4 protein-coding genes and 2 pseudogenes are annotated in these 3,954 nt (G+C 49.1%); 2 read left to right on the top strand and 4 right to left on the bottom strand.

Annotation, left to right across the window (positions count from 1 at the left end; all coding sequences use genetic code 11):
* Nucleotides 1-184: 184 nt before the first annotated feature.
* From CV944_RS16385 to CV944_RS16370, 4 genes and pseudogenes are all read right to left on the bottom strand, one after another.
* A pseudogene (locus CV944_RS16385) lies at nt 185-490 on the bottom strand (transposase); the annotation flags it as partial.
* 152 nt (nt 491-642) lie between these two features.
* Nucleotides 643-1,014, bottom strand: a complete 372-nt coding sequence (locus CV944_RS16380; RefSeq protein WP_033009143.1) for a hypothetical protein — start codon at nt 1,012-1,014, stop codon at nt 643-645.
* Nucleotides 1,004-2,260 (bottom strand): annotated as a pseudogene (locus tag CV944_RS16375) (MrcB family domain-containing protein); the annotation flags it as partial. The pseudogene CV944_RS16375 and the gene CV944_RS16380, both read right to left, overlap by 11 nt.
* Nucleotides 2,261-2,558: 298 nt before the next feature.
* Nucleotides 2,559-3,098: a cupin domain-containing protein gene (locus CV944_RS16370; protein WP_033009145.1), complete on the bottom strand. Its 540-nt coding sequence runs from the start codon at nt 3,096-3,098 to the stop codon at nt 2,559-2,561.
* Between the two features lie 187 nt (nt 3,099-3,285).
* Between CV944_RS16370 and CV944_RS16365 the strand changes: the two genes are divergently transcribed.
* Nucleotides 3,286-3,621, top strand: coding sequence for a hypothetical protein (locus CV944_RS16365; protein WP_145994842.1), 336 nt, complete (start codon nt 3,286-3,288; stop codon nt 3,619-3,621).
* Nucleotides 3,622-3,648: 27 nt separating this feature from the next.
* The coding region (locus CV944_RS16360) for a DODA-type extradiol aromatic ring-opening family dioxygenase (RefSeq protein ID WP_145994841.1) at nt 3,649-3,954 on the top strand (306 nt) is incomplete at its 3' end.

The raw sequence follows: 3,954 nt of genomic DNA, 5'->3' as shown, positions 1-3,954 counted from the left end.
ACATGCGATTCACCTCCTTGTCTATCAATATTCACATCATAGACAAGGAAAGAAGAAAATATTCAGCTCACTTTATGATGTGGCTGAATAGTTACATATAAAATTATATTTCCAGAATTAATTTTTATAGTCAACGTCCTTAAATAGACCGAAATTAAAAATCACCCGTGGTGCTAATTAAGCCTTAACGTTCAACTAGCCCGAGAACAACAAGCCAGTAAAATATCATCCAGTGCCGTTTCAAATCCAGAAACCGATTTCGCTCGAATCTCGGTAATCCGATGCAATCCACTAAAATCGCGGTTTCCACCACTTTACGTTTTCGCTTCGTCCACTGTTTCCATACATCCGATTGGCGAATTCGCAGATTTTCTCGAACGGGCGCCTAAAAAGCGATTCGGTGCTCTTCGTACAGCTTCTTTTGCAGCTTTTGGCTGATATCCTCTTTGTCACCGAAGTTATGCGGATGTAGAAGTTGCGTCACGGCGGTGTTTGGTTCGATCTGCTATAAAATGAAAGTGCTCTTGCAATGGGAACTTCTCCTTTTGATGTTTGGTTGCACTTTCATTTTAAGAAGATCCTCTCATACAAAAGTTATTTTTTATGCTTGTCTGATTTTATCTAGCACCACGGGTTAGTATTTTAGAATGTCTCTATATTCCCCTCTCCCATCATCCCCACAACTTCTCGAAACACGGTTGATGGCTGTTTGCGAAGCAGTTTAGCGGCAATCGTTTTTTGCTTCGTGCCGTCCATGATTGTGAGTAGGCCGTCTTCAAGGTGGATGAGCAAGTTTTTGACACAGTATGCCGTGATTTTTGACGCCTGATCCAAGTAACGGGCGTCAAGGTCGAATCGGACACGATCAGACAGCCGCCGCAGCAAGCGCCAAAGGGCAATTTCCTCGCTTGATTTCATGAACAGCTCGGGCAGCTCTTTTGCTTGTTTGATTGTATTAAGCGTCGTCATCGCATAGACGGCGATGACGTAGCTGACCCGACTACCGAGCCGCAAACCATTCTTGTCCGCCTGACAGCGGCGCGACGGTTGGCAAGCTGCGCAAAAAGTCAAGATGGTCGAGCCGGACGCGATTGAACTCGATCGTATTCGCCCGATCGAGCACTTTTTTGCTAAAGGGGTGGGTTGTTTCGTCCATGTTGACGGTGCCGATGATATAGACGTTTGACGGGAGAAAGAGATCACGCCCCGCCGTTTCTTTCGGCAGCAGCCGCGATGAAACCATGCGCCCATTTTCCCAACGGCGGCTTTCCATCACGCTTAAGACGTCGCTGAAATAATGTTCGACACGGGCGAGGTTCATTTCATCGAGCACAACGAAATATGGCTTGTCCGGATGGTTCTCGGCTTCGGTGATGACATTGGTGAGCGGCCCGGGCTTGAAATCGCTCTTAATGTCGACATAGCCGAGCAAGTCAGAGCCGTCGTTCCAGTCTGGACGGACCGGAATTAAGGTGAACCGCCCGTTGTCCTCCGTCGCGCCGACGCTTTCAGCCAGCCATTGGGCGATTTTCGTTTTTCCAGTTCCGGAAATGCCGCACAAAATGACAAACGGTTTTGTTTTTAACGATAAAATGAGATTCATCACTTCTTCTTGCGTATAGTAAAACCCTTTAGCGGTTATGTAGGAATGAATATGCTCGACAACTGCCCGATCAGAGAGCGATGGCTCGATCGATCTCATCCTTTCCGTTTCCACATATTGTCGATAATAGTCCATCATCGTTTTCAAGTCGCTCACAAGTTGTTCATCGGGCGGCAGGTTGTCAAACGAATAGACCACATACGCAGCCACCGACCGTTCGTATTCTTTCGCCCGTTTGCTTTGACCAAGACGGATGGCGCTATCGGTTTGCACACGCCCTCTAGCAGGAATGCGCTGACGGATCTCTTTCTTCACCCGCTCCATTTCGTCTCTTGGCGTTTCTGTCACTCCTTGGGCGAGCGTCAAATAGAGCCGGCGCATATCCTCACTGAACAAGTAGACGAGATAATAGCCGCGTTGCGTCGAATCCGTTACTTTCTGATCCATCACCGCCACCCATGGCACATCGGTCCACACTCCCTGGCCGACTGAGCCTTTGACGATATATCGGTCGGGCTCAACAAACGGAAGCGTTTTTATCTTTTCCGGAATCGCCTTGGTCACAAGTTGAAACGCCCGCCGCTCTTTGGACAGTTTTTCACGTTTTTCTTCCTCGTAAATGGCCATCACTTGGCGGAAAAGATCACGCAATGACATCGGAAATGTCTCCTTCTCGCAATTTTTTCTTCTTTTCTATTTTTCTTCTATTCTACTAAAAAAGCGGCTTCTCCCACTAGCAGGAGAGCCGCTTTATGCACCAATACACAGAACGTTGCTGTTTTTTACTTCCAAACGATGCCTTCCTTTGCGTCCGCGCGAACAAAGCGAGCAGTCGCCACACCCAATGATTGATGAGAACTCACACTTCCCAACGCGCGAGGACAGGTAATCGGAGGATGTGGGGCAAAAAAAAACGTCCTGAGATATGGCGCTCATTTCTCAAGCTGCTTGTGTTCTATTCAGCTGCGAGAGCATCGGCCTTTGTTCGGTGCACAGTGCCGCGCGGGTGCTGCGGGGGCGCATAGATGGAATAGAGCTTGAGCGGGATCGTTCCGGTGTTGATGACATTATGCCATGTTCCCGCTGGGACCATGATCGCAGAACCGGCACGTACGTTTTTCTCAAACGTTAATTCCTCTTTTCTCTTGCCCATTCGGATGATTCCTTCCCCTTGTTCAATGCGCAAAAATTGATCGACATGAGGATGAATTTCTAATCCGATATCTTCCCCGACATGCAAGCTCATTAATGTCACTTGCAAATGTGGTCCGGTCCATAAAGCGATACGGTACGCATCATTTTGTTTCGCCGCCTCGCTGATCGAGATGACAAACGGCTCCGGCCCATAATCGTTTAGCTTGATATTCTCTCTGTACGGAACCAGACCGTAAGGCGGCCTGCCGTGATCGTGCACGGGCGGATAAACATAAACCGGATACGGATGCACATATGGGTAGACAGAAGGATAGGAAGGTAAAAAAGGAACGGTATACATGGCTCCACCTCTTCGATGATTGATCATGGTCATCTTATGCACAGCTACGAAGATGTTGACTTTTGTTTTTATGCGCCGCCTGCTCACAAAACAGCCATACGCCATGGCTGTGCCCGATGACAGGTGTTCTCCGCTGTCAGGACGCTTCTTCCTTTGCATTGGGAGGGATGGCGGGATACGTCCTGTGATGGTGGCATCTCCAAAAACAGCAAAAAAGACCGTTGATGAAAAACATCGATTCCTTTCACACTCTGCCCATTTCGAAAAGGGAAGCTTCTCCGTTCGAGATGATGAAGGGGAGTGGATATGCTACAATGAAGATAAGGTGATCGGCGCAGGCATGCGTGACGGCGGGACGCTGGAAGCTTTTTCTGAATGGGCTAGTGTCAAAAAGTGCTATGAAAAACCTACACAGGCCATCCCAGCATCGCCTGATGTGCTCAGATTCGCCCTTGAGCCCCCGTCCAAAGGGGCGACAGGGACAAAAAGAAGGCAATCGAACAGCCAGCCTTGCCGTGACTAAACTTTACCTTTTATGGAGGAATGGACAATGAAAGCTCCTGCCTTGTTTCTCGCTCACGGATCGCCGATGTTGGCGATCGAGGACCATGCCTATACATCCTTTCTGACAAAGCTCGGAGAAGGAATGTCCCCGAAGGCGATCGTCGTCTTTACAGCGCATTGGATGACGCGCAAGCCGACGGTTTCGGCAGTGGAAGGAACGTATGAGATGATTTATGATTTTTCCGGATTTCCACGCGAGCTGTATGAAGTGGTTTATCCGGCGCGCGGGTCGGTCGAGTGGGCGGAGCGCGTGCGCGAGCGTCTCGCTGGTGTGGCGGAAGTGGCCGTTGAT

Source organism: Geobacillus sp. WSUCF-018B, from assembly GCF_002809985.1.
Classification (GTDB): domain Bacteria; phylum Bacillota; class Bacilli; order Bacillales; family Anoxybacillaceae; genus Geobacillus; species Geobacillus thermophilus.
This window is presented reverse-complemented; position numbering and strand designations above follow the sequence as displayed.